The following is a 23,987-nucleotide window of genomic DNA, read 5'->3' as shown; positions in this document are numbered from 1 at the left end:
GCCATGCCCCGCCTCGCGCAGACCCGCGACCTCACCGAAGTGCAGCGCGACATTCTGTCGACTGTCCGGGAGTTCGTCGACAAAGAGGTCATCCCGCACGCTCAGACGCTCGAGCACGGCGACATCTATCCCGAGAAGATCGTCGCCGGGATGCAGGAGCTGGGCCTGTTCGGTCTCACGATCTCCGAGGAGTACGGCGGGCTCGGCGAGTCCCTGCTGACCTACGCCCTCGTCGTCGAGGAGCTGTCCCGGGGCTGGATGAGCGTCTCCGGCATCGTGAACACGCACTTCATCGTGGCCTACCTGCTCCAGCAGCACGGCACCCCCGAGCAGAAGGCCCGGCTGCTGCCCCGGATGGCCACCGGCGAGGCGCGCGGCGCGTTCTCCATGTCCGAGCCCGGCTGTGGCTCCGACGTGGCGGCGATCCGCTCCAAGGCCGTCCCCGTCGACGGCGGTTGGCGGCTCGACGGCCAGAAGATGTGGCTGACCAACGGCGGCTACTCCTCGATCGTCGCCACCCTGGTCCGCACCGAGCTGGGTGCCGACACCCCCTACGGCAACATGTCGACCTTCCTTCTGGAGAAGGAGCCCGGCTTCGGTGAGACCGCCCCCGGCCTCACCATCCCGGGCAAGATCGAGAAGATGGGCTACAAGGGCGTCGAGACGACCGAGATGCTCCTCGACGGCCACGTGGTGCCCGAGACCGCGCTGCTCGGCGGCGAGACCGGCAAGGGCTTCTACCAGATGATGGACGGCGTCGAGGTCGGCCGGGTCAACGTCGCCGCCCGGGCGTGCGGCATCTCGATCCGCGCCTTCGAGCTCGGCATCGCGTACGCCCAGCAGCGCCAGACGTTCGGCCAGCCGCTGTACAAGCACCAGGCCATCGCGTTCAAGCTCGCCGAGATGGGCACGAAGATCGAGGCGGCGCACGCGATGATGGTCAACGCCGCGCGGCTCAAGGACGCCGGCCAGCGCAACGACGTCGAGGCCGGCATGGCCAAGCTCCTCGCGTCGGAGTACTGCGCCGAGATCGTCCAGGAGGCGTTCCGGATCCACGGCGGCTACGGCTACGCCAAGGAGTACGAGATCGAGCGCCTGATGCGCGAGGCCCCGTTCCTGCTGATCGGCGAGGGCACCTCGGAGATCCAGAAGACGATCATCTCCCGCGGCCTGCTGCGCGACTACCGCGCATAGCCCCTGCTCCACCAGTGCGGCCCGGTCCCCGACCGGGCCGCACTCCTTTTCCCAGATCAACCCCATTTTCCGGTTACGGTGACCACCGACCCGGTTTCCACCGGCCGTCCGCCGCACTCCCACCCGGCGTCAGCCACACCTCCGCCCGGCGTCAGCCCACTCTGTACTCGCTCGACTACACGCGGTAGGAATAGTGGCATGTCTTTCCGAGGAACTGACGCCTACAGTGGACTCTCCGACCTGCCCGCCCTGGTGGCGACGGCCGTCGACGTGGCGAAGAAGGCCGACTTCCCGTTGTCGTGCGTGCCCGCGCACGGCGAACTCCTCCGCGTTCTCGCCCGGGGCATCGGCCCCGGCCTGATCGGCGAGACCGGCACCGGCTGCGGCGTGGGCCTGGCGTGGCTGGCCAGCGGCGCGCACCCGGACGCCCGCCTGGTCAGCGTCGAACGGGACCCGTTCCGGGCTGCCCTCGCGGCGGCGGTGTTCGCCGACCACCCCACGCCCAGGGCCGTCAGCCGGCCGGGGAGCGCCACCACAGGTCGGTCGTGGCCTGATGCCGTCAACGGGCCCAGGTCCGCCACCGCCGACCGGCCCGGGCCGGACGCCACCGGTGGGCCGCAGGTCGAGGTCATCGGGGCCGACTGGCGTGAACTCCGCGGCCACGGCCCGTTCGACCTGCTCGTCCTCGACGGCGGCGGCCAGGGCAAGAAGGGCGAGCCGCCGATCGACCCGGCACAGTGGCTCCGCCCGGGCGGCATGCTCGTGATCGACGACTTCACCCCGTCGACCGGCTGGCCGCCCACCTACGCCGGCGAGGTCGACAACCCCCGGCTGTACTGGCTGACCCACCCGCTGCTCCGGGCGGCCGAGGTCCGCGTGACCCCCGACCTGGTGACCATCGTGGCCAGCTACCCAGGCTGACCGGCCCGTCCGCGCCCCCTACAGCAGCGTCAGCTGCCCGGCCCCCTCCGGCACCAGCTCCGCCGCCCGCGCCTGCGACGGCGAAGCCGGCGTGTTCCGCGCCCCACCGGGCCCGGGCCCCCCGATCCCGTGCCGCCGCGCCGCGGCCCGCACCCGCGCCGTCAACTCCCGCTGGTACCCCTGGGGGAGGAAGGCCCCGCCCGCGTACAGCCGTTCGTAGACCTGGACGAGGGCCGGATGCTCCCGGGCCAGCCACGCCAGGTACCACTCCCGCGCCCCCGGCTTCAGGTGCAGGCCGAGGGGCGTGACGCTCACGGCCCCGGCGGCGGCGATGGCGGCGACGGTGTGCTCGATCTCCTCGGCGGTGTCGGTGAGCCCCGGCAGCACCGGGGCCATCAGCACGCTGACGGCCAGCCCGGCGTCGGTGAGCCGGCGGACCACGTCGAGCCGCCGGTTTGGGCTGGGCGCGCCGGGCTCGACGGCCCGCCACAGGTCGGTGTCGGTGAACCCGACGGAGACGGCGATCCCGACCGAGGTCACCTCGGAGGCGGCGCGGAGCAGGTCGAGGTCGCGGAGGATCAGGGTGCCCTTGGTGAGGATGGAGAACGGGTTCCGGAAGTCGGTGAGGGCGCTGATGATGCCGGGCATCAGCTCGTACCGGCCCTCGGCGCGCTGGTAGCAGTCGACGTTGGTGCCCATGGCGATGTGCGCGCCGCGCCATTTCGGGGCGGACAGCTCGCGGCGGAGCAGCGCGGGGGAGTTCACCTTGACGATGACCTGGGTGTCGAAGTCGCGCCCGGCGTCGAGGTCGAGGTAGGTGTGCGTGTTGCGGGCGAAGCAGTTGTGGCTGACGACGCCGTTGGCGATGAAGTCCCCCGTACCCGTCGTGATGTCGAACATCGGCAGCCGCACGCCGAGGTCCTCGATGGCCGTGATGCCCAGCGGCGCGTTGCTCTTCAGGGCCGTGTTGGTGATCGTCCACTTGGCGGTGATGGCCGGGTCGACGGTGTGGAAGAACCGGAGGTGTTCGCGCAGCCCGCCGAGGAGCCGGAAGCACGCGAAGCCCCGGTCCTCGATCACGTAGTCGAACTCGAGCGCCGTGAACGCCGTCTCCAGTGCGTCGACGATGTCCTTGTCGGCGCTGGGGACGCGCAGGATGCCGCGCGAGTAGCTGCCGGCGGAGTCGAACATGCCGGCGAGGAAGCCTTTGCACCAGTCGTCGGTGGGGGAGCCGGGCCAGGCGACGAGCCGGCCGATGGCCTCGACGGCGTCGCGCTGGGAGGTGCGCAGGGTCGGCGGCCGGCCGGGCCGCTGCGAGGTGAGCCGCTCGGTGGCGACGTCGAAGTGCGCCAGATACGCCCTGGTCCGGTCGAGCGCCTCGACCTCGGCGACGGTGAGCCGGAACCGGTACGGCGAGCGGGGGAAGCTGCTCAGCCCCTCGTCGCCCCGGATGATGCCGGCCAGATACCCCAGCTGGTACTCGTCGGACTCCTCCGGCGGGGTCGCGAACCGCCCGGTGCCCATCAGCTTGTTGCTCGTCGTCAGGTACGGCCGCTTGCCGAAGCCGCGCTCGGCCCCGGTGACGTGCTTCCAGCCGCGCTCGGTGAGGAACCGGTGGTCGCCGCTGGCCACCAGCGACGTGCCGTCGGCGAGCGTGATCCGGTACGCCGGCTTCACGGTGGACCAGTGGTCCAGCACGGTCGTCGTGACATACCGCCGGTAGTTGCCCTGGCGCTCGGTGCCGTAGATCTCGTCGCCGACCTGGACCTCGGCGAGCGGTCGGGTGCGGCCGTCGGCCATCAGGATCGGGGTGTCACCGGTCAGGCAGTAGACGCAGGCGTGCGAGCAGCCACGGTACGGATTGACCGTCCACTGGAACATCGAACTCTCCCCGGGGACCTTGTTGATGATCGACTTCGCGTGGATCTCGTGGAACGTCATGCCCGCGAAGCCGGGGGTGTCGAAGGTGCGGACCGTCGCGTCGGGGAGGCGCAGGGGCAGCTCGCCGTCGGTGGCGGTCGGCTCGGTGGCTTGCAGATGACTCCAGCGCATGCTCAATACTAGAACACATGTTCGAACTACTGTCCACGTTCACGGCGTGGCGCGACTCACGGCGTCGAGAGCGCGTCCGCACGCCTGGCGGGAGGATGATGACCCCATGAGCGCCACCTTCGTGTACGACGGCGACTGTGCCTTCTGCTCCACCTGCGCCCGGTTCGTCGAGCGCCGGATCCCGACCGGGGCCCGGGTCGTGCCGTGGCAGCGCACCGACCTCGCCGCGCTGGGTGTGACCAGCGAGGACGCCGAGGGTGCCGTGCAGTGGGTCGACGCGCGCGGGGTGGCCGCCGGCCCGGTGGCGATCTCCCGGCTGCTCCGCGACGCCGGCGGCCCGTGGCGGCCCCTGGGCTGGCTGCTCGGCCTGCGCCCCGTGCTGTGGCTGGCCTGGCCGGCCTACCGCTGGGTGGCCCGCAACCGGCACCGGATGCCCGGCGGCACCGCCGCGTGCTCGCTGCCCCAGGCAGAGCGTTAGACGGTTACGGCGGGGCGTCCCCGGTCCCGGCCGGTGCGACACCTCCACCCCATAAGGCCTCAGGCCGGCAGCGGCGCGTACTCCCCGGCCCGTTCCTGACCGGTCAGCTCCCCGATCGCGGCCATGATCGCGTCCGTGGCGAGGCGTCGGTCGCGGGCACTCTTCTCTGACCCACTCACCGTCATGGGTGCCCCGAGTCGGATCCGAACCTTCGCCGGCCGGGGGAAACTGGCCCCGCGCGGCATGACCCGGTCGGTGCCGAGCATCCCGACCGGGATCACCGGCGCGCCGGACGCCAGCGCGAGCCACCCGACGCCGACCCGGCCCCGGTACAGCCGGCCGTCGGGGGAGCGGGTGCCCTCCGGGTAGATGCCGAACACCTCGCCGGCCCGCAGCACGTCGAGCGCGGTCTCCAGGGCCTCGGTGGCGGCGGCCCCGGCCCGGCGCTCGACGGGGAGCTGGCCGAACGCCCGGAGCAGCTTCCCGGTGATCCGCCCCTCGGCGAAGTACTCCGACTTGGCCACGAACGTCACCCGGCGCGGCAGGAGCGCCGGCAGGATCAGCGGGTCGATGGTGCCGAGGTGGTTGGAGGCGAGCAGGACGGGGCCCGTGGCCGGCAGGTGTTCGAGGCCGGTGACGGCGGCCCGGCAGTACACCTTGAAGAGGGGGCCGGCGATCACCTTGACGAGTCCGTAGGGCACCCGAGCAGCCTACTCACCGCCTTTTCCAGCGGGAGGAAGCTCGCCATGGCCACCAGGTGCGGCGCGAAGGCGATGGTGACCGTGGCGAAGACGAGCACGTGGAAGAGGTAGAACCCGCCGACCACGAGATAGCGGACCCGGTCGCGGACCAGGAACACCGCGGGGCTGGCCAGCTCGAACGCCACGATCCCGAACTGGCTCGCCGTGAGCAGCCCCGGCACCCCGACGAGCAGCCCGCCGAACCAGGTGCCCCGGCGCAGCACAGCCCGGGTCATTGTGGCCCCGGTGAGCCAGCCGATCCCGCCGAACCGCAGCTTGGCCCAGGCGGCGAGGAAGTAGGTGGCCACGACGGCGAGCTGGGTGACCCGCAGCGCCCAGCCCCCGGCGGCCGAGGGCTCCGTCGAGCCGAACCGGGCCCGGCCGACCGTGGGCAGCGCCGCGAGGGCGACGAGGAGCCCGAGCCGGTCGTGGTCGACCTTGCCGTAGCCCATGGCGACGAGCATCCAGACGGAGTACAGCGCGAACACCGTCCAGCCGAACCCCCGGGGCCACCGGCCGGTCGCCGCGACCAGGGCCGCCCCGAGCAGCGCCCAGAACACGCCGTGCACGAGCACCGGGGTCGGGGCGGGCAGGTGCAGCAGCCGGGCGACGAGCAGCGGCCGGTACAGCCCGGCGGGCGCCGTCGCGTGCCCGAGTACCCAGGGCGTGAAGAACACGAGGTCGGCGGCGACGAACAGGTAAACGAGCGTGCGGAAGACGGCGATCCGGCCGAGAGGCACGGGGGCGCACAGCCAGCCCGGGGCGGTCGCCCGGGCCGGCCGCAGCAGGTTCACCGTTCCCATGACGCCACCGTCTCCTCTGAGGTCCGGCCGGTCGGCTGGCCGGCGTGCAGCTCGTGCCAGGTGACCACGATGGTGACCCTGCGCAGCGCGGGCGCGGCGGGGTTGCGGCGGGCGTAGGCCTCCGCGAGCAGCCGGGGCAGGTCGGGCAGCCCGAGTCGCCCCTCGACCTCGGCGCGGCGGAGTCCGGTGTCGCGCTCGTCGAGTTCGAGGACGGCCCCGGAGTCGTCGAGGGCCGTGACCCGGGTGTCGCGGACGGGCGCGTCGAGGGCGTCGGTGGTCGCGTACATCCGGATGGGGCCGAAGGGGAAGTCGTCGTCGGAGCCGAACAGGGTTCCGAGGAGCAGGGCCACCGCGACGAGTGTGGTGATCGTCACCCGGAGTCGCATATCGGAGATTCTAGAATCGCCGGCATCCCTCGCCCGGCCAGGGCTGACGTAGTCCTTTCGGTCGATGGGTGCTTACGGTTGCGTAACTATGGCGCACGTCACAGCAAACCAAAGATTTACAGAGCAGGATCATCCCCACAACAAAAAGCGCGGGCGGCGGGCGTCTTGAGGCCTCGCCGCTCGTTGCTGTTTGTGGGGAAAAAGTTATGCTACTGGCCGGTAACCCATCGCGTGAGGAGCCCGCAGATGCAGTTCGGTCGGTATTTCGAGGAGTTCGAGGTCGGTGCGATCTACAAGCACTGGCCCGGAAAGACCGTCACCGAGTACGACGATCACCTCTTCTGTCTGCTCACGATGAACCACCACCCGCTGCACCTGGACGCGCACTACGCCGCGACGTCCACAGAATTCGGCAAGAACGTGGTGGTCGGCAACTACATTTACTCGCTGCTCCTCGGCATGTCGGTGGCTGACGTGTCCGGTAAGGCCATCGCGAACCTCGAGGTCGAGTCCCTCAAGCACGTCGCGCCGACCTTCCACGGCGACACGATCTACGGCCAGACCGAGGTGCTCGAGGTCAAGGAGTCCAGCTCGAAGCCGGACCGGGGCATCGTCTACGTGGAGACCAAGGGCTTCAACCAGGACGGCACGATGGTGTGCATCTTCCGCCGCCGCGTCATGGTCCCGAAAAAGCCGGAATAGCCATATCCTGGACGTCACAAAGGTGACGTTCAGGGAGGTCGGCATGCGTGACCAGTACACCGGCGCCGAATGGGAACTCCTCGTGGAGCTGCCCCGATCCGTGGTGATCGCCGCGACCTCGGCCGAGGCCGACGGCCCCCGGCGCACCGTCAACGAGGGCATCGCCGGGCACGCCGGCATTCAGGCGGGCGAGATCGACGACAGTGCTCTGGTCCGCGCGGTCTACGCGGACCTCTTCCTGCTGGAGGCCGACCCCGACGCCGACGAGCTGCCGGCCGCCGAGGAGTTCAACAACCGGGCGGCCGGCCTCGCCGAGGTGCTCGACGACGCCCGCCGCGCGGCCCGGGTGCTCGCGGCGAAGGCCGAGCCGGCCGACGCCGCCGCCTACCGGGTCTGGCTGCACCGGATCGCCGGTTCGGTCTCCGAGGCGGCGCACTCCGGCGGCTTCCTCGGCCTGGGCGGTGACCGGGTCACCTCCGCCGAGCAGCGGTTCATGGACGATCTGGCGAGAGCGCTAGCCTGACCGGTGTGACGGAGGACGAGGTCGAGGTCGGCGTGGGCCCCTGGGTGGGCCCGTGGCCGACCGACGACCGGTACGACCCGGAGCTGCTCGAACACGGCGACCGGCGCAACGTGGTGGACCGGTACCGGTACTGGACCCGCGAGGCAGTCGTCGCGGACCTCGACCTCCGCCGGCACGACTTCCACGTGGCCATCGAGAACTGGCAGCACGACATGAACATCGGCACCGTGGTGCGGACCGCCAACGCGTTCCTGGCCCGGGCGGTGCACATCGTGGGTCGGCGGCGGTGGAACCGGCGCGGGGCGATGGTCACCGACCGTTACCAGCACGTGTTCCACCACGAGACCGTCGAGGACCTGCTGGCCTGGGCGAGGTCCGAGGATCTGCCGATCGTCGGGATCGACAACCTGCCCGGGGCGGTGCCGCTGGAGTCGGTGGAGCTGCCCCGCCGCTGCGTGCTGCTGTTCGGCCAGGAGGGGCCGGGGCTCTCGGAGCCGGCCAGGGCGGCGGCGAGCCTGGTCTGTTCGATCGCGCAGTTCGGGTCGACACGGTCGATCAACGCCGGGGTGGCGGGTGGGATCGCGATGCACGCGTGGATCCGACAGCACGCGTGAATGAGTACCTCGAAAGTGATTTTCCTCTCCTATGCGGAGTAGCCTGATTTTGTGAGCGTCGCGGTCAGTTGCCCGCGGTGCGGCGGGAGAGTGTCGCCGCCGGACCTGATGCACTCTGACTGGCGGTGCCCCGAGCACGGTCCGGTCCTGCCCTTCCGCAGTGCCCACCGGCCGAGCCTGGCGGTCCTGGACACGGTCCGGAACAGGTCAAAGGTCCCTTTGTGGTGCCTGTGGCCCTTACTTCCGGGGTGGACGGTCACCGGGGTCGGCTGGGTCGGGGACGAGCGGTCGGGCGCCCGGGCGACGGCTGTGGCCTGTAGCGGCCCGGCGCCGCTGGAAGGCGGACCGGCCGATGTGGTCCTGGTCGCCGAGGAGCTCGGGGTCGGGTTGGGCCCCCGGTTCGCCGGCCTACTGGGTGCTGATCCTGGACCAGGAATGGCGGAAGGCCTGCCGCACGCGAAAGTGACAGCGGCCGGCCATCCCACTCCACTATGGGCCTTCGACGCGCCGCCCGACCGCAGCGCCTACGTGGGCGAGGCCAAGGGCTTCTGGCTGTATGCGGTGGCCTGGCCAGCCACGGCGGGTTACGTACTGGCGGAAGAGGTCGTCCTGCACGACCTCGTGGAATCGCTCCCCAGTGCACTCGTCTTCGGGGCTCCGTCCCCGTATCTTCATGGGGAGGACTGAAGTTCTACTGAGACATTCACTGTACGACTCGTAACTGATACTCTGGGTAACGCCGCGGCAAGTAAGTGGGGAGGGGAATTCTCGCCATGGTCAAAAAGATTCTCACGTGGGGTGGCCTCGCGTTCCTGGTCTTCTTCATCGCGTATCGGCCTGATTCCGCAGCCGGTGTGGCTGGGAAGATCGGCGACACGATTGGAGAAGTGCTGAGTGGAATGGGCGACTTCCTCGCTGGTGTGGTTGGCTGATCGCTGATATGGCCGACGACGGACGCAACGGCCCGGACGAGACACCGAACCGGGACACCGAGCCGATCCCCCGGGCACGCCCGGAGCCATCGGTGGAGGATCTGTACGCCTCCACGTCTGGGGACGTTCCGGCTTCTGCTCCAGTGCTGACGGAGGAGGAGCTAGAGGGTCTGCGTTTCGACGCCGCCGGCCTGCCGGTGGGTCCCCGCAGGGTCCTGCCGCTCGAGCCCGAACCGAGTCCGCTCGTCTCGCGCTACCTCTTCCCAACGGAGAGGTACCGGGGCGAGTGGCGGCGGCACTGGATCCACCTCGTCCCCGAGCTGGCCATCGGCGTCGGGGCCACCTTCGTCATGGGGTACGCGTCGGGGCTGCTCGCCAAGCACAACCAGGGCGGGGTCACCGGGGTCGTCGTGCTCCTGTGGATCGCCGTCCTCGTCTGGGTCGGCTGGAAGCACCTCGACTGGTATTTCGACCGCTTCATCCTGACCAACAAGCGGGTCATGGTCGTCTCCGGCATCGTCACGCGCAAGGTCGCCATGATGCCGCTCGCCCGGGTCACGGACATGAAGTACGAGCAGTCGCCCGTCGGCCGGATGCTCAACTACGGCACCTTCGTGCTGGAGTCCGCCGGCCAGGAGCAGGCGCTCCGCGAGGTCAAGCACCTGCCGAACCCGAACGAGCTCTACCTGCGGGTCTGCGAGGAGATGTACGAGCCGGAGGCCGTCGAGGCCAGGCTCGGCCGGGGCGAGGAGGGCGGCGGCGCCGACGACGCGTAGCGTCGCCGACATGCGCATCGATCTCCACGTCCATTCCACGGCGAGTGACGGGACCGTCCCGCCGGGTGCCCTGATGGCCGAGGCGCGGGCCGCCGGGCTGGACATCGTCGCGCTCACCGACCACGACACCACGTCCGGTTGGGACGCGGCGACCGCCGCGCTGCCGGCCGGGCTGACCCTGGTGCCGGGGGCGGAGATCTCCTGCTGGTGGGACGGCGGCACGTCCAGCGGTCAGTGGGACGACCATGGGGCTTCGGTGTGGAAGGCCGGACGGCCCGACGCCGCCGGCACGGGTGGCCGGTCCGACGTCGCCGGCGAGGGAGTCCGGTCCGATGCCGACCGCGAAGGCATGGAGCTGCACCTGCTCGCCTACCTCTTCGACCCGGAACACGCCGAACTCGCCGGCGTCATGGCCGGCCTGGTCGACGACCGGGCGCACCGCGGCGAGCGGATGGTCGACCTGATCCGCGCCGACGGCGTCGACATCACCTGGGAACAGGTCCTCGGCTACGCGGCCGGCGGCTCCGTCGGCCGCCCGCACCTGGCCCGCGCGCTGGTCGAGCTGGGCGTGGTCGGTTCCGTGGACGAGGCGTTCGGGGCGGAGTACCTCGGCGCCCGGTGGAAGCTGCCCAAGGCCGCCGTCGACGTGTTCGAGGCCGTCGACCTGGTGCGCGCGGCCGGCGGGGTGCCGGTGTTCGCCCACCCCCGGGCGTCCAAGCGCGGCCGGGTGGTGCCCGACTCGATGATCGTCCAGCTGGCGGCGCACGGCCTGTTCGGGCTGGAGGCCGAGCACACCGACCACACCGACGCCGAACGCGACGAGCTGCTCGCGCTCGCCCACGACCTGGGCCTGTTCGTCACCGGTTCCAGCGACTACCACGGTGCGAACAAGACGGTCCGGCTCGGCGCCCGCACGACGAGCATGGCCGTGTACGAGCGGATCGTCGCCGAGAGCCACGGCACGCCGCCGAGGGTTTCCGGGCCCGCCCGAGGGTAGCGACCCTAGAGTGGGCACGTGGACTTCAAGCTGCTCGGGGCGACCTTCCTGACCCTGATCGTGATCACCGACCCGCCTGGGCTGGTGCCGATCTTCCTGGCGCTCACCTCCAGCATGGATGTCCGCAACCGGCGGCGGGCCGCGTTGCAGTCCGTGCTGCTGTCGTTCGGCGTGATCGTGACGTTCGCGGTGGTCGGGGAGCAGATCTTCAAGTACCTGCACATCGAGTTGTTCGCGTTGCGCGCGGCGGGCGGGATCCTGCTGCTGCTCGTGGCGTTGGAACTGCTCACCGGGAAGTCGGACGACCCGTCCCGGGAGGTCACGTCGAATGTGGCCCTGGTGCCGCTCGGGACCCCGCTCCTGGCGGGGCCGGGTGCGATCGTGGCGACGATGCTCGCGGTGCGCGGGACGCACGCCGTCGGGGGCTACCTGGCGATCGCCGGGGCCATCGTCGCCGTCCACACCATCATTTTCCTGGTGCTGCGCTTCTCGACGATCATCGTGCGGATCCTCAAGCCGAGCGGCATCGAGGTGCTGACCAGGATCGCCGGTCTCCTGCTGGCGGCCATCGCGGTGCAGCTGATCGCCGACGCCGTCGTGGAGTACGTGAAGAACCACTTCTGAGGGGTTCTGCGGACTCGGCCCTCGGCCGGTCCTGCCGGCTCAGCCCTCGGCCGGGGCCGCCTTGCGGATCACGGCCACGCCGCGCTCCAGATCGATCCGGTTGCCGCCGTCGGCGGAGGTCACGTCCCGGCGGAGCCGCTTCTGCTCCTCCACGTGCTCGGTCTGCTTACGCTGCCCGGGAGAGAAGAACCCCCCCAGCTCAGCCATGCCGGCCGACAGTGAGCCCGCCGAGGCGTTGTCCTCGTCGCCGCCGCGCAGCCAGCGCAGTAAGCCCATGACCGTGCCCTCCCCCTGCTAGATGTTCCAGTGTCGCACCCGGGTGGGAGCATGGGAATATGCCGAGCGCGAAACCGGACGAAGATGATCAGCTTGCCCTTTTCTCCGCGCCACCCAAGCTCTTCAGTTGTACGCCGAGCAGGATCACCACCTACGAGGACTGCCCCCGGAAGTACCGGCACGCCTACCTGGACCGCCCAGCGCCGCCCAGAGGCCCCGCGTGGGCGCACAACTCCCTCGGCGCGAGCGTGCACAACGCGCTGAAGCGGTGGTATGACCTGCCGGCCTCCCAGCGTACGTCGGAGGTGTTGCCCCGGCTGCTCACCGGAGCCTGGGCGACCGACGGGTACCGCGACGCGGCCCAGATCAAGGCGGTCTACCAGACGGCGCTGGGCTGGCTGGAGCGGTATGTCGCCGGGCTGCCGGCGGGCGACCCGCTCGGGGTGGAGCGCACCGTGGCGGCGAAGACCGAGACCCTGGCCCTGTCCGGGCGGGTCGACCGGCTCGACGCGCGCGACGGCGAGCTGGTGATCGTCGACTACAAGACGGGGCGCACGGGGCTCGACCAGGACGACGCGCGCGGCTCCCGGGCCCTGGCGCTGTACGCGTACGCGGCAGAGCGGATGTTCCACAAGCCGTGCCGGAAGGTGGAGTTGCACCACCTGCCGACCGGTACGGTCGCGGCGCACGAGCACACGGTCGACAGCGTGGCGCGGCACGTGGCCCGGGCCGAGGCGACGGTCGCCGATATCCAGGCGGACCGGGAGTTCCCGATGCGGCCCAGCGCGCTGTGCTCGTTCTGCGACTTCCGCTCGTCGTGCCCCGCCGGTCGGGAGGCCCCGAAGAAGGAGCCGTGGACGGCCGTGGAGGGCTACACCACCCTGCCGGTGGTCCCGAGGCAGCCGGGCCCGCCCGCCGTCCCGGAACCGTGACCGACCGGCCGCCGGGCGGCCTGGCACCCTCGCGAGACAGCTGGGCCGGGCCCTGATGCGGCCGGCGCGGGTGCCGGGGTCGGCCGGCCGGTTCGGGCTATTGCTTTGGGCACCCGGTAACGCGAGAATCCCTCAGTTATGAGCCTCGATCGGGACCGCCGCGCCCGCCTCGCCATCGCAGGGGCGTACTTCGTCCAGGGCCTGTGTTTCGCCGCCCTGGTCACCCGGGTCCCGGCGATCCAGGCCAAGCACCACTTCACCGACGAGGAACTGTCGCTCGTCCTGCTCGCCGTGCCGGTGTTCGCCGGGATCGGCAGCGCACTGTCCGGCTGGCTCGCGGCCCGGTTCGGCAGCGGGGCGCTGCTCCGGATCGCCGGTCCCCTGGTGTGCGCGACGATCGCCGCCACGGGGGCGGCCCCCAACCGCCCGGCGCTGTTCGCGGTCCTCGTCGTCTTCGGGCTCGGCGTCGGGGCGGTGGACGCGACGATGAACATGCAGGGCGTGGCGGTCCAGGCCCGGTACGGCCGGAGCATCCTCGCCTCGCTGCACGCCGTGTGGAGCGTCGCCGGCATCCTCGGCGCGCTGGCCAGCGTGGCCGCGGCGAAGTGGATCCCGCTGTCGGTGCACCTGGGCATCGTCGGGGCGGTCGGGGTGGCCCTCGCGCTGGTCGTCGGCCCGGGGCTCCTGAAGAGGGTCGAGATCCGGGGTGCGCAGAGTTCCGCCGTGCCGGTTGCCGAGGGGGCGGCCGGCACGGCGGTCACCACCAGGGAGGCCGTTGCCAGGGTGCCGTGGAAGCCGGTGCTCATGATCGGGATCGCGATGATGTTCATGTACATCGCCGACTCGTCCACGTCGAACTGGCACGGGCCGTACCTGCTCAAGGAGTTGGGGAGTTCGGAGTCCGTCGCGCCGTGGGCGTACTTCTTCTACCAGGGCTTCCAGGTGCTCGGGCGCTCGGGAGCCGACCGGCTGGGCGAGCGGTTCGGGTCGGTGCGGACTGTGGTGGTGGGTGCACTCGTCGGCACCTTGGGGCTCGCGATGGTGGTGTCGGCGCAGAGCCCGTGGTGGGGGATCGCCGGCTTCGGGGTGCTCGGGCTCGGGCTGTGCGCGATCGTGCCGCAGTCGTTCACGGCCGCGGCCCGGCTCGACCCGGACAACACCGGGGTGGCGATCGCCCGGGTGAACCTCTTCAACTACGCCGGGTTCGTCCTCGGCGCGCCCCTGGTCGGGCTCGTCGGCAACCTGCGGCTGGGCTTCGTCATCCCGTTGGTGCTCGTGTTGGGGATCATTCCGTTCGCGGGGGCATTCCGGTCGACCGTCGCGCGCCCGGTCGGGAACGCGGCGTAACCGTCACAGGATCTTGATCTTTCACCAGGCGGCCAACTCCCGGGCCAGGGAACCCAGGTTGATCGTCAGCGGGCACGGGGCCTCGGTGGTGAAGATGCCCGGCGCCGTCGCGGACTGGCGCTCCACATAGGTCTCGCCGTCCAGCCGCAGCTCGGTGATGGTCAGCGGCTCCGGATCCACGATCAGGTAGCTGGGGATGGCGTGCCGGGCGTACACCGCGCGCTTCTCGCCCCGGTCGCGGTCGGCCGTCGCCGGGGACAGGATCTCCAGCACGAGCAGCGCCTCGGCCGGCCGCTTCATCTCGCTGTCCGGCCGGGGGCACAGCATCAGGTCCGGGGCCGGGTGGTTCTGCCGGTCCAGGTAGAGCCAGGTGTCGATGCCGAGCCAGAGGTCGCGGGGGACCTGGCGGCGGAGGTGGGTGCCGAGGAGGACGAGCAGGGAGCCGTGCGTGGGTCCTGCCGGTGGCGTCACGATGATCGCTCCGTTGACCAGCTCGTGCGGGATGGAGTCCGGATAGACCTCCGGATTCGTCGGATCGGCGAGGATCCGGCGGAGGGTCTGGGCGTCCCGGGCGTCGGCGGCCAGCGCGTCAGTCCATCCTGTGGTCACCTGCACACCCCCTACCGTTGGCCCGATTATCGCACAAACCCATGCAAACTCGGCCTCCCTCGAACGGGCGAGGGAGGCCGAGTCTATCGATACATGGAGATCATCGCCAGGTCAGTGCCCATTCACTCCGTTGGCGATGGCGTCGCCGAGGCTCTTGTCGATCGCCCGCCAGTACGCGAGCGCCTTCGCGAGGATCGGCGCGGACACCCCGCCCTTGAGGTGGCCGACCACGTTGCCGGCCAGCGCGGCCCGCTCGGAGTCGGAGAGCACCTCGCGGACCAGCGTGCCCGGCTGGCCGAAGTCGTCGTCCTCGGCGTGCAGGGTCGCGGCCGAGCGGACCATCTCGCCGTCGACCTCCCAGCCGATCTCGGCGCCCCTGACCTCGTCGGCGACCGGGCCGCCGTACGAGTTGGGGGAGTAGACCGGCGAGTTCCCGCTGTGCTCGAAGCGCATCGCCCCGTCGAACGTGTACGTGTTCACCGGCACCTTCGGCTGGTTCACCGGCAGCTGGGTGTAGTTGGTGCCGATCCGGTGCCGGTGGGTGTCGGCGTAGGCGAACATCCGGCCCAGCAGCATCTTGTCCGGGGACACCCCGATCCCCGGGACCAGCGCCGACGGCTCGAAGGCCGACTGCTCGATCTGGGCGAAGAAGTTCTCCGGGTTGCGGTCCAGGGTCAGCCGGCCGACCTCGATCAGCGGGTAGTCGCCGTGCGGCCAGACCTTGGTCAGGTCGAACGGGTTGAACCGGTAGCCGGGCGCGTCGGCGTAGGGCATGATCTGCACCTTCAGCGTCCACGACGGATGGTCGCCCCGCTTGATGTGCTCGATCAGGTCCCGGCGGTGGAAGTCCGGGTCCTCCGCCGAGATCGTCGCGGCCTCGGACGCGCTCAGGTTGCGGATGCCCTGCTCGGTGACGAAGTGGTACTTCACCCAGAACCGCTCGCCGCCAGCGTTCACCCAGCTGTAGGTGTGCGAGCCGAAGCCGTGCTGCTCGCGCCACGTCGCCGGGGTGCCCCGGTCGGTGAACAGGGTCGTCACCTGGTGCGCGGACTCCGGGTTGAGCGTCCAGAAGTCCCACTGCATGTCGTTGTCGCGCAGCCCGGTGTCCGGCAGCCGCTTCTGCGACCGGATGAAGTGCGGGAACTTGATGGGGTCCCGGATGAAGAAGACCGGGGTGTTGTTGCCGACCAGGTCGTAGTTGCCCTCGGTCGTGTAGAACTTCAGCGCGAAACCGCGCGGGTCGCGGGCCGTGTCGGCACTGCCCTGCTCACCGGCGACCGTGGAGAACCGCAGCAGGGTCTCCGTCGTCGTGCCGGGCTGGAAGACGGCGGCCTTCGTGAAGGCGCTGACGTCGGCCGTGACCGTGAAGTGCCCGAACGCGCCGCCGCCCTTCGCGTGCACGTTGCGCTCCGGCACCCGCTCACGGTTGAAGTGCGCCATCTGGGCGATGAAGTGATGGTCGTGCAGCAGGATCGGTCCGTCGGCTCCGGCGGTCAGCGAGAACGCGTCGCTGGGGGCCGGGGAGCCGGTCTCGGTCGTGGAGTGCTCGGTCAACGTCTCTCCTCCAACTTAGGGGCGAGACCCGGACTCCCGGATCTCAGTCTTCGGTGACTTCCTGACACTTAGGGCACAGGCCCCAATAGGTGACCTCAGCCTCGTCGAGGATGAAGCCATGACTTTTCGACGGGGTCAAGCATGGGGTGTAATGCACGGCGCAGTCAACATCGTCGATTGCTCCACAGCCCCGGCACACCACGTGGTGGTGGTTGTCACCCGTCCGCGCCTCGAACCGGGCGGGATGACCGGCCGGCTCTATCCTTCGGGCGAGCCCGGAACGCGTGAGCGCGCCCAGCACGTCGTAGACCGCCTGGGTGGAGACGCTGTCGAGCCGGTCGCGCACCTGGCGGGTGATCTCGTCCACGTCGAGGTGGCCCCCGCCGGCCAGCACGTCGAGCACCGCGAGACGCGGCTTCGTGACCCGGAGGCCATGCGCTCGGAGCTGCTGGTCACTTGGCATGACCACCAGGTAACCAGGTTTTCTGGAATGAGTCAAATAAATCCCACGGGCGGTGTGGAGGATTGCCCCGGCTGACGCGGAGCCCCCACACTGACGCGATGTTCGATGAGATCATGGGTCTGCCGGCGCACCCGTTGCTCGTCCACGCCGCCGTCGTCTTCGTGCCACTACTCGCGCTCATGGGTGTGGTCTACGTACTCGTGCCACCCCTCCGGGCCCGGTTCACCTGGGTGTTCGTCCTGCTCGCCCTCATCGCCCCCGTCGTCTCCTGGGTGGCCAAGGAGAGCGGCGAACGCTTCGAGCAGCGGATGAACTCCAAGGGCGTCATGCCCCCGGACCTCGCCGCCAAGATCAATGTGCACCAGGACCACGGCACGAAGATGCTCTGGTTCGTCTGCGGCCTGGCCGTCGTGTCCCTGCTGTTCATGGCACTCGACGCCGGGCGGCGCCGCGCCAACGCCAACATCGGACCGGCCCCGGCCGGCGGGGAGATCGCGGCGCCTCCGGCGGCCCGCGGGCGCATGATCATGATGATCGTATTCGGCCTCGCGGTGCTGGTCCTGGCCGGCTTCTCCGGCTGGTACGTCTACAAGACCGGCGACGCCGGCGCACGGATCGCCTGGAACGGTTTCTAAACCCTCATTCGACTACGGTGGGGCCCGGCCCCGGCGTGCATCGGACCGACACCTGGGCCGGATTCGGGGCGTGAGCCGGGGTCAGACGAACAGGGCCCGGCCGCACAGGATCAGGACCAGCACCACCGCGACGGCCCCGGCCACCATGCCGACCCCGTAGGTGATCGTCCGGCCCGCGCGCTCCTCCTCGTCGAGGGCGCGGTGCTCCTGGCGGGGCATCTGGCGGGCCGGCGGCACCTCCACGATCGTCGGCGGACGCCACCCGGGCGGCGGCGGGCTCGACGGCGGCGGACCCGTGTACTCCGGAGCCGCCGGGCGTGCAGGGGGCGCCGGTGGGGCCGGCTGGCCGTGGGCGGGGCGGCGCCAGTATTCATCCGTCACCAGCCCACCGTAGCGGTCCGGTGCGCGGACCGTCCCACCCATGGCTGGCGGACCTCCTGGACGGCCAGGGCCGTGGCTGCAGTGCTGCGGGCCGCGTGGTCCCGCGAGGCGAAGCCGCATGGTGCCGCCAGGCGAAAAGGAGGCCCCCACCCGGCTGGGTGGGGGCCTCCTTCGAACGCGTGTTACTCGGCCGAGCTGGTCGCCGGGCGACGGCGACGGCGGCGCGGCTTGCGTGCCGCGTCGGAGCCATCGTCGAACGAGCCGTCGACGTCGTCCTGAGCACTGTCGAGAACCGGGGCCGCGAACACCGGAGCCACGACACCCGACGCGAACGGCGTGCCCAGCGCCACGGCCGGAGCCGGAGCGGAGGACCGCGACCGCCGGGCGCGCGGCGCCGACGAGCCCGATTCGGTCGACCCGGAGGCCGCCGACTCGGAGGTCACCGAATCCAGGGCCACCGACTCGGCCGCGACCGGAGCCGAGTCGGAAACCGACCCCGACCGCTCGGAAACCGAACCGGACCGCGTGCGCGACCGCGACCGCGTAGCCGACTTCGACGAGACGGAGGCGGAGACCGGCGCGGAGTCCAGATCCACGTCCGACGCCGAACCCAGGCTCACGTCCGACGCCGAGGTCTGACCCTCCGATGCCACCACGGACTCACCCTCGGCGACCCGACGCGACCGGCGACGCTGGCGCGGCGGCTTGTCGGCCGCCACCTCGGTCGGGGCCGCCGGGCGCTCGGACCGGCCACCACGGCCGCCGGCCTTGCGGTCGCCGCGGTCCCGGTCACGGCCGCCCTTGCGGGGGCCGCCCTCGATGTCCTCGATGGCCTCGGAGCTCAGCCCGGAACGGGTCCGCTGGGCGGACGGCAGGGTGCCGGTGACGCCCTCCGGGATGTCGAGGTCGGTGAGCAGGTGCGGGGACGTGTGGTACGTCTCCGGCGGGTTCGGCTGGTCGAGGTGCAGGTTCTTGTCGATGAGGCTCCAGCGCGGAGCGTCCTCCCAGTCGACGAACGTGACGGCGACACCGGTCGCCCCGGCGCGGCCGGTGCGGCCGATCCGGTGCACGTACGTCTCCTGGTCCTCGGGGCAGTCGTAGTTGATCACGTGGGTGACCGCCGTGACGTCGATGCCGCGGGCGGCGACGTCGGTGGCGACCAGCACGTCGACCTTGCCGGCCCGGAACGCGCGCAGCGCACGCTCCCGGGCGCCCTGGCCCAGGTCACCGTGCACGGCGCCGGCCGCGAAGCCGCGGAAGTCCAGGTCCTCGGCGAGGTTCTGGGTGGCCCGCTTGGTCCGGCAGAAGATCATCGTCAGGCCCCGGTCCTTCGCCTGCAGGATGCGGGCGACGACCTCTGCCTTGTTCATCGGGTGCGTGCGGTAGACGAACTGCTTGGTCAGCGGGTTCGGCGCACTGTTGTCGTTGTGCCCGGCGTGGATGGTCACCGGGTTCTTCAGGAACCGGCGGGACAGGGCCACGATCGGGTCCGGCATGGTCGCGGAGAACAGCATGGTCTGCCGCTGCTCCGGCAGCATCGCCAGGATCTTGGTCACGTCCTCGAGGAAGCCCAGGTCGAGCATCCGGTCCGCCTCGTCCAGGACGAGGGTGCGGACCTTGCCCAGGTCGAGCTTCTTCTGCTTGGCGAGGTCCATGAGCCGGCCCGGGGTACCGACGACGATGTCGACGCCCTTGGCGAGCGCGTCGACCTGCGGCTCGTAGGCCACGCCGCCGTAGACGGCGAGGACGCGGATGCCACGCACCTTGCCGGCGGCGGCCAGGTCGCGGGCGACCTGCACGTTGAGCTCGCGGGTCGGGACGACGATCAGGGCCTGCGGGGCGCCGTCGGCACCCTCGCTGACGTCGAGGGTGCGCTCGAGGATCGGAATGCCGAAGCCGAGCGTCTTGCCGGTACCGGTCGGGGCCTGGCCGATCACGTCGCCACCGCGCATGGCGATCGGGAGCGCGTACTCCTGGATCGCGAAGGCGCGGGTGATGCCGACGGCGGCGAGCGACTCGACGGTCTCGGCGCGCACGCCCAGCTCTGCGAAAGTCGGGGCCTGCGTGTCGACGGCGATCGGGATCAGTGGTTCTGCGGTAATTTCGTCACTGTGGTCGTGCTGTGCGGGAAGCAGTTTGGTGTCCCTCTCAGGCGGCCACGGGCGCGGAGAGCGTGTCGCGACGTGACGCGGGCCTGTGTGCGACCTCAGTGCGGGTCATCGGCCTGCGCGCCGCGGCGCCAGTGGCGTATCGGTGCAGGCGCGGGGCCTCGATCGGCCAAGGCGCTCCTGCTATTAACAGCCATGGTAACGGTTTATCGCTCGACGCGCCGTGACCAATTCGCTCCGTGACGTCTCCGACAGGCTCGGCTGTGGCTCATCTCACCGAAACACGGGATTTCCGGCCCGAAAAAGGTAGCCTGCGGTCGTGTCTGAGTCCTCCCTTGCCGTGACCGACCTGCTAGCCGTCCTCGCGTACGGGGAGCTGAGCGCCTTCGACCGGATGGCCGAGGACGCGCGGCTCGCCCCCGACCACGCCCGGCGGGCGGCGCTGTCGGAGATGGCCGGCGCGGAGATCGCCAACTACCGCCGGCTCGTCGACCGGCTCACCCAGCTCGGCGTGGACCCGGTGGCGGCGATGGCCCCGTTCGTGGCGGCCATCGACGACTACCACGACCAGACCGAGCCGCGGGACTGGCTGGAAGGCCTGGTCAAGGCCTATGTCGGCGACTCGATCGCCGATGACTTCTACCGGGAGATCGCCGGCTTCCTCGCCAGCCCCGACCGCGAGCTGATCCTCGACGTGCTGCACGACACCCGGCACGTGGACTTCATCGCCGGTGAGATCCGGGCCGCCGTCGAGGCCGACCCGAAGGTGGCCAGCCGGCTGGCGCTGTGGGCGCGGCGGCTGGTCGGCGAGGCGTTGTCCCAGGCCCAGCGGGTGGCCTCCGAGCAGGACGCGCTGACCGAGCTCGTCGTGCACGGCTCCGGCGACCTCGCGGCCGTCAACGCGCTGTTCAAGCGGCTGACGGCGGCGCACACGGCCAGGATGGCCGTCGTCGGCCTCAACACCTGAGTGTGGGCCCGCTGAGGACGACGATGCGTGCGTTGCAGAGAACCCGGCATACAACACCGGTATGCCGGAACCTCTGCTGGTCGCGCCGGAGGCGCGCAGGGCAGCACAGCGCCTCCCCGCCCTCAGCGGGCCAAGACGCTTAGATCCAGGACTTGCCGGTCAGGCGCTCGTACACGTCGATGTAGCGGGCCCGGACGCCCTCCACGACCTCGGCCGGGATCTCCGGTCCCGGAGCGGTCCGGTCCCAGTCCAGGGTCTGCGACCACTCGCGCAGGTACTGCTTGTCGAACGACTTCTGCGGCCCGCCCGGCGCCCAGGCGGCGGCGTCCCAGTACCGGGACGAGTCGGACGTGAGCACCTCGTCGGCCAGCACCAGGTTGCCGGCCGGGTCCCAGCCCAGCTCGATCTTGGTGTCCGCGACCAGGATGCCGCGCTCGGCGGCGACGGCCGCACCCCGCGAGTACAACTCGAGGGTGATCCTGCGCAGCTCCTGGGCCGTCGCCGAACCGACCTCCGTGACCACCTCGTCGAAGGTCATGAACTCGTCGTGCTCGCCGACCGCGGCCTTCGTGGTCGGGGTGAAGATCGGCTCGGGCAGCTTCGAGCCCTCGACCAGGCCCTCCGGCAGCGCGATGCCGGAGACCGTGCCCGTCTTGTTGTACTCCTCCAGGCCCATCCCGACCAGGTAGCCCCGGGCGATGCACTCGACCGGCACCATCTTCAGGCTCCGGCACCGGATGGCCCGGCCGGCGAACTCGGCCGGCACGTCGGTCGTGGAGATCACGTGGTTGGGCAGCACGTCGGCCAGCTGCTCGAACCACCACAGGCTCAGGGCGGTGAGCAGCGCGCCCTTGTCCGGGATCGGGGTCGGCAGGACCACGTCGTAGATCGAGACCCGGTCGGATGCGACCAGGATGATGTCGTCGCCGTCGAGGTATACGTCCCGGACCTTGCCGGAGTGCAGCAGCTTCACGCGTTCAAGATAATTCCTCGAGCAGGCCGAGCACCGCGCGGGCCACCGTCCGGGGCGCTTCGAGCTGGGCGACGTGCCCCACGTGGTCGAGGATCAGCAGCCGGCTGTCCGGGATCGTGGTGGCCACCTTCGGCGCGACCCGGACGTCGACGAGCCGGTCCTCGTTGCCGGCGATGACCAGCGTCGGGGCCTCCACGTGCGCCGCGAGGTTCCACAGCGAGCCGCTGCCGGGCAGGTACGCGCGGACGAAGTTGCCGACCAGGTCGCGGAATGTGCGCACCCAGGCCTCGGCGTACCAGGGCTGCGCCACCCGGACCGCCGCCTCGTCGGTGTAGCGCTGGAACACGTCCTCGGTGATCCGGGTCGGGTCGGCGTAGCAGAGCTCGAGCGCCGCGCGGGTGATGTCCGCCGGGGCCATCGCCTGGATCCGCTTCGTCGCGATCTTCTCGACGTTGGGGAGCAGGAGCATCGGGAGCAGCTTCGAGTGCGCCGACCAGCGCGGGTCCATGAACGGCATGGCCGGCGAGATCAGAGTCAGGGTCCGGACCAGGTCCGGCCGGTTCGCGGCGACCCGGACCGACACCGCCCCGCCCAGGGAGTTGCCGAACAGGTGCACCGGGCCCCGGTCGGACTCCTCGATCCAGCGGATCACCCGGGCGGCGAAGGCCGCGACGCCGTACCGCTTCGCCGGCTCGCTCAGGCCGAACCCGGGGAGGTCGATCGCCTGGCCGTCGAGCTTGCCGGCGAGGAGGCCCGCGAGATCTGTCCAGTTCTGTCCGGAACCGCCGAGACCGTGGATGTAGAGCGCCGGTTCGGTGTCCGGTGTCGTCCCGGGCGTGTCGCGGACATGGATGACCGTGCCGTCCAGGGTGACCTCACGGCCGGGCCACGCTGGCCAGGGGCCAGTTTCGGGGGACAGGGTCTGCTCTGGAACCATCCGTGCGCGCTTCACACGGAGAGTGTGCCTCAGATACATGGCTGATCACGGGATACGCTCAACGGGTGCCGGTACCAATGACCCGGCTAGACGGAGGTGACCAATGGCTGCCGCTCCTACCACTGGCGCGCAGACCACCGGGCGCCCGGTACGACTGCCCAGGTCCGCGCGGCGTAAGCAGCTCCTCGCCGCCGCCCAGGAGGTCTTCGTAGCTCAGGGTTACCACGCGGCCGCGATGGATGACATCGCTGAGCGCGCCGGCGTGTCGAAACCAGTGCTGTACCAACACTTTCCCGGCAAACTGGAGCTCTACCTCGCGCTGCTCGACGTGCACTGCGACGCGCTCGTGCGCCGGCTGCAGGACGCCATGGCCGAGTTGAGCGACAACAAGCTCCGGGTCGAGGCCGCCATGCAGGCGTACTTCGACTTCGTCGACGGCAACGGCGAGGCGTACCGGCTGGTGTTCGAGTCCGACCTGCGCAACGACCCCGCCGTGCGCGAGCGGGTCGACCGGGTCGAGCAGGGCTGCATCGCCGCCATCACCCAGACCATCACGTCGGACACGTCGATCCCCCGGGAGCGGGCCGAGCTGCTTGCCGTCGGGCTGACCGGCGCGGCGGAGATCGGCGCGCGGTACTGGCTGGCGAGCGGCCAGCAGGTGCCCAAGGAGGAGGCCGTGGCGCTCATGGCCACCCTGGCCTGGCGTGGTATCTCGAACTTCCCGCTCGTAGGCAATGAAAGCTCATAGAGGAGGGTACGTGGAGGTCAAGATCGGCGTGCAGTTCGCCCCGCGCGAGCTCGTCGTGGAGAGTGCCCAGTCGCCGGCCGAGGTCGAGAAGGCCGTGATCGAGGCTCTGAACTCCGAGTCCAAGATCCTGAGCCTGGAGGACGAGAAGGGTCGCCGGGTGATCGTGCCGGTCGACAAGCTCGCCTATGTGGAGATCGCTGAGCTGGTGACCCGGACCGTGGGGTTCACCGCCGGTTAGTCTCCGCCCGGTACCCCAAAGGTGATCTTCGTGTGGGGATCAGCGCCGGCGGGGAAAGTTCGTTTCCGAACGGCCCG

The 23,987-nt window shown here is 70.6% G+C and carries 29 protein-coding genes; 17 read left to right on the top strand and 12 right to left on the bottom strand.

The annotated features are described in order from the left end of the window. The first annotated feature begins 3 nt into the window (after positions 1-3). A complete protein-coding gene (locus IW245_RS24615; RefSeq protein WP_197005531.1) occupies positions 4-1,194 on the top strand; it encodes an acyl-CoA dehydrogenase family protein in 1,191 nt (396 codons plus the stop codon). 198 nt (positions 1,195-1,392) lie between these two features. Further along, positions 1,393-2,115, top strand: coding sequence for an O-methyltransferase (locus IW245_RS24610; protein ID WP_197005530.1), 723 nt, complete (start codon positions 1,393-1,395; stop codon positions 2,113-2,115). A gap of 18 nt (positions 2,116-2,133) precedes the next feature. On the opposite strand, the gene IW245_RS24605 is transcribed toward IW245_RS24610, so the two are convergent. After that, on the bottom strand, positions 2,134-4,167 hold the full coding sequence (locus tag IW245_RS24605) for an intein-containing Rv2578c family radical SAM protein (protein WP_197005529.1): 2,034 nt from the start codon (positions 4,165-4,167) through the stop codon (positions 2,134-2,136). A gap of 106 nt (positions 4,168-4,273) precedes the next feature. On the opposite strand from IW245_RS24605, the gene IW245_RS24600 reads away from it, so the two are divergent. Then, positions 4,274-4,645: a thiol-disulfide oxidoreductase DCC family protein gene (locus tag IW245_RS24600; protein WP_197005528.1), complete on the top strand. Its 372-nt coding sequence runs from the start codon at positions 4,274-4,276 to the stop codon at positions 4,643-4,645. A gap of 59 nt (positions 4,646-4,704) precedes the next feature. Here IW245_RS24600 and IW245_RS24595 read toward each other — a convergent pair whose 3' ends face one another. From IW245_RS24595 to IW245_RS24585, 3 genes are read right to left on the bottom strand one after another with little or no spacing between them, the layout of a single operon-like run. Further along, a complete protein-coding gene (locus tag IW245_RS24595) occupies positions 4,705-5,346 on the bottom strand; it encodes a lysophospholipid acyltransferase family protein (RefSeq protein ID WP_197005527.1) in 642 nt (213 codons plus the stop codon). Further along, positions 5,322-6,188: an MFS transporter permease gene (locus tag IW245_RS24590; RefSeq protein WP_197005526.1), complete on the bottom strand. Its 867-nt coding sequence runs from the start codon at positions 6,186-6,188 to the stop codon at positions 5,322-5,324. Before IW245_RS24590 ends, IW245_RS24595 begins: the two co-directional genes overlap by 25 nt. Then, the gene (locus IW245_RS24585; RefSeq protein ID WP_197005525.1) at positions 6,176-6,574 is read right to left on the bottom strand and encodes a hypothetical protein; all 399 of its coding nucleotides are present in this window, start codon (positions 6,572-6,574) and stop codon (positions 6,176-6,178) included. The genes IW245_RS24590 and IW245_RS24585 overlap by 13 nt, the downstream gene beginning before the upstream one ends. Positions 6,575-6,820: 246 nt before the next feature. Between IW245_RS24585 and IW245_RS24580 the strand changes: the two genes are divergently transcribed. From IW245_RS24580 to IW245_RS24545, 8 genes are all read left to right on the top strand, one after another. Further along, positions 6,821-7,276 carry a MaoC family dehydratase gene (locus IW245_RS24580; protein ID WP_197005524.1) on the top strand — a complete coding sequence of 152 codons (456 nt, stop codon included), beginning with the start codon at positions 6,821-6,823 and terminating at the stop codon, positions 7,274-7,276. A 43-nt stretch (positions 7,277-7,319) separates the two neighbouring features. Beyond that, a complete protein-coding gene (locus IW245_RS24575) occupies positions 7,320-7,799 on the top strand; it encodes a hypothetical protein (RefSeq protein ID WP_197005523.1) in 480 nt (159 codons plus the stop codon). A 5-nt stretch (positions 7,800-7,804) separates the two neighbouring features. Next, positions 7,805-8,413: a TrmH family RNA methyltransferase gene (locus IW245_RS24570; RefSeq protein ID WP_197005522.1), complete on the top strand. Its 609-nt coding sequence runs from the start codon at positions 7,805-7,807 to the stop codon at positions 8,411-8,413. A 51-nt stretch (positions 8,414-8,464) separates the two neighbouring features. Next, positions 8,465-9,100 (top strand): DUF6758 family protein, encoded by a 636-nt coding sequence (locus IW245_RS24565; protein ID WP_307788912.1) that lies wholly within the window; start codon positions 8,465-8,467, stop codon positions 9,098-9,100. An 86-nt stretch (positions 9,101-9,186) separates the two neighbouring features. After that, positions 9,187-9,345, top strand: coding sequence for a hypothetical protein (locus IW245_RS24560; protein ID WP_197005521.1), 159 nt, complete (start codon positions 9,187-9,189; stop codon positions 9,343-9,345). 8 nt (positions 9,346-9,353) lie between these two features. Then, positions 9,354-10,121 carry a PH domain-containing protein gene (locus IW245_RS24555; protein WP_197005520.1) on the top strand — a complete coding sequence of 256 codons (768 nt, stop codon included), beginning with the start codon at positions 9,354-9,356 and terminating at the stop codon, positions 10,119-10,121. Positions 10,122-10,131: 10 nt separating this feature from the next. Further along, on the top strand, positions 10,132-11,118 hold the full coding sequence (locus IW245_RS24550) for a PHP domain-containing protein (protein WP_197005519.1): 987 nt from the start codon (positions 10,132-10,134) through the stop codon (positions 11,116-11,118). Positions 11,119-11,136: 18 nt separating this feature from the next. Further along, entirely contained in the window at positions 11,137-11,742 is a 606-nt protein-coding gene (locus tag IW245_RS24545) for a MarC family protein (protein ID WP_197005518.1), read from the top strand. A gap of 39 nt (positions 11,743-11,781) precedes the next feature. On the opposite strand, the gene IW245_RS24540 is transcribed toward IW245_RS24545, so the two are convergent. After that, positions 11,782-12,018 carry a DUF6191 domain-containing protein gene (locus tag IW245_RS24540; protein ID WP_197005517.1) on the bottom strand — a complete coding sequence of 79 codons (237 nt, stop codon included), beginning with the start codon at positions 12,016-12,018 and terminating at the stop codon, positions 11,782-11,784. Between the two features lie 59 nt (positions 12,019-12,077). Here IW245_RS24540 and IW245_RS24535 point away from each other — a divergent pair, with 59 nt between their 5' ends. Together IW245_RS24535 and IW245_RS24530 are read left to right on the top strand one after the other, a co-directional pair. Beyond that, complete coding sequence (locus tag IW245_RS24535; RefSeq protein WP_197005516.1) at positions 12,078-12,950, top strand: RecB family exonuclease; 873 nt, start codon at positions 12,078-12,080, stop codon at positions 12,948-12,950. 138 nt (positions 12,951-13,088) lie between these two features. Next, entirely contained in the window at positions 13,089-14,297 is a 1,209-nt protein-coding gene (locus IW245_RS24530; protein WP_197005515.1) for an MFS transporter, read from the top strand. Between the two features lie 21 nt (positions 14,298-14,318). Here IW245_RS24530 and IW245_RS24525 read toward each other — a convergent pair whose 3' ends face one another. The 3 genes from IW245_RS24525 to IW245_RS24515 all read right to left on the bottom strand — a co-directional run bounded on the left by IW245_RS24525 (position 14,319) and on the right by IW245_RS24515 (position 16,923). After that, positions 14,319-14,906, bottom strand: coding sequence for a Uma2 family endonuclease (locus IW245_RS24525; RefSeq protein ID WP_197005514.1), 588 nt, complete (start codon positions 14,904-14,906; stop codon positions 14,319-14,321). A gap of 111 nt (positions 14,907-15,017) precedes the next feature. Beyond that, entirely contained in the window at positions 15,018-16,460 is a 1,443-nt protein-coding gene (locus IW245_RS24520; RefSeq protein ID WP_197005513.1) for a catalase, read from the bottom strand. Positions 16,461-16,503: 43 nt separating this feature from the next. Next, positions 16,504-16,923 carry a Fur family transcriptional regulator gene (locus IW245_RS24515; RefSeq protein ID WP_197005512.1) on the bottom strand — a complete coding sequence of 140 codons (420 nt, stop codon included), beginning with the start codon at positions 16,921-16,923 and terminating at the stop codon, positions 16,504-16,506. Between the two features lie 98 nt (positions 16,924-17,021). Here IW245_RS24515 and IW245_RS24510 point away from each other — a divergent pair, with 98 nt between their 5' ends. Further along, positions 17,022-17,558: a DUF2231 domain-containing protein gene (locus IW245_RS24510; RefSeq protein WP_197005511.1), complete on the top strand. Its 537-nt coding sequence runs from the start codon at positions 17,022-17,024 to the stop codon at positions 17,556-17,558. An 81-nt stretch (positions 17,559-17,639) separates the two neighbouring features. Here the strand turns inward: IW245_RS24510 and IW245_RS24505 are convergent, their stop codons facing one another. Beyond that, entirely contained in the window at positions 17,640-17,939 is a 300-nt protein-coding gene (locus tag IW245_RS24505) for a translation initiation factor 2 (RefSeq protein WP_231398916.1), read from the bottom strand. Between the two features lie 182 nt (positions 17,940-18,121). After that, the gene (locus IW245_RS24500; protein ID WP_443673926.1) at positions 18,122-19,891 is read right to left on the bottom strand and encodes a DEAD/DEAH box helicase; all 1,770 of its coding nucleotides are present in this window, start codon (positions 19,889-19,891) and stop codon (positions 18,122-18,124) included. A gap of 475 nt (positions 19,892-20,366) precedes the next feature. Between IW245_RS24500 and IW245_RS24495 the strand changes: the two genes are divergently transcribed. After that, positions 20,367-21,014, top strand: a complete 648-nt coding sequence (locus tag IW245_RS24495; RefSeq protein ID WP_197005509.1) for a ferritin-like fold-containing protein — start codon at positions 20,367-20,369, stop codon at positions 21,012-21,014. A gap of 139 nt (positions 21,015-21,153) precedes the next feature. Here IW245_RS24495 and IW245_RS24490 read toward each other — a convergent pair whose 3' ends face one another. Beyond that, positions 21,154-21,987 (bottom strand): phosphoribosylaminoimidazolesuccinocarboxamide synthase, encoded by an 834-nt coding sequence (locus IW245_RS24490; RefSeq protein WP_197005508.1) that lies wholly within the window; start codon positions 21,985-21,987, stop codon positions 21,154-21,156. Positions 21,988-21,991: 4 nt separating this feature from the next. Then, positions 21,992-22,939 (bottom strand): alpha/beta fold hydrolase, encoded by a 948-nt coding sequence (locus tag IW245_RS24485; RefSeq protein WP_197005507.1) that lies wholly within the window; start codon positions 22,937-22,939, stop codon positions 21,992-21,994. An 88-nt stretch (positions 22,940-23,027) separates the two neighbouring features. On the opposite strand from IW245_RS24485, the gene IW245_RS24480 reads away from it, so the two are divergent. Beyond that, positions 23,028-23,672, top strand: coding sequence for a TetR/AcrR family transcriptional regulator (locus tag IW245_RS24480; RefSeq protein WP_197005506.1), 645 nt, complete (start codon positions 23,028-23,030; stop codon positions 23,670-23,672). A gap of 10 nt (positions 23,673-23,682) precedes the next feature. Beyond that, a complete protein-coding gene (locus tag IW245_RS24475) occupies positions 23,683-23,910 on the top strand; it encodes a DUF3107 domain-containing protein (RefSeq protein ID WP_197005505.1) in 228 nt (75 codons plus the stop codon). Positions 23,911-23,987 lie beyond the last annotated feature (77 nt).

Source organism: Longispora fulva (assembly GCF_015751905.1).
GTDB classification, from domain to species: Bacteria; Actinomycetota; Actinomycetes; order Mycobacteriales; family Micromonosporaceae; genus Longispora; species Longispora fulva.
The sequence above is the reverse complement of the archived record's forward strand: the minus strand, read 5'-3'. Positions and strand labels throughout refer to the sequence as shown.